Origin of the sequence: Aurantimonas sp. C2-5-R2, assembly GCF_036549495.1 — a bacterium.
GTDB classification, from domain to species: Bacteria; Pseudomonadota; Alphaproteobacteria; order Rhizobiales; family Rhizobiaceae; genus Aurantimonas; species Aurantimonas coralicida_A.
Map to the genome: position 1 here is coordinate 1 of NZ_JAZHLJ010000285.1, position 582 is coordinate 582.

General features: G+C 67.5%; 1 protein-coding gene. It reads right to left on the bottom strand.

All coding sequences use genetic code 11. The features are described 5' to 3' along the window. The coding region (locus VQ044_RS25550; protein ID WP_331827927.1) for an AAA family ATPase at nt 1–582 on the bottom strand (582 nt) is incomplete at both ends.

Consider the following 582-nt stretch of genomic DNA (forward strand, 5'->3'; position numbering starts at 1 on the left):
TACGTCCTCACCCAGATCGCCCGCGTCCCGCATTCGCTCCCGCGCACCGTCATTGAGGGCGCGGACCTCGGCATTGGTATGGGTGAGGATGATCCGGCTGCGATCCGGTTCGGCCTGCCGGTCGCGGTCCCAGCGGTCGATCAGATCATCGCGCGCCTGTTCCCGCGCTGGAGCTTCATGCACCATGCCATGACTGTCATAGGCATGGATCGCATTGCCGGTTCGGCCGGTCGCCAGTTCGCGCGTGGCGTCGCGCTGCCAGTGCTCACGCTGGCGGCGAACCTCGTTGATTTCCGCTCCGCCGTGGCGGTCATGGATCGAGCGGAAAGCCGCGCCCGCCTCGATGGACTGTAGCTGCCGCGGATCGCCGACCAGGACAATCTTCGCGCCGGCGTCGGCGGCATGGGACAGCACGCGCTCCATCTGGCGCGTGCCGACCATGCCGGCCTCATCGATCACCAGCACGTCACCGCTGGTGAGCAGATCGCGGCCGTTCCGCCAGCCATGTTCCATGCTGGCGATGGTGCGCGATGCGATGCCTGATCCGCTCTGGAGGGCTTCCGCCGCGATGCCGGACAGAGC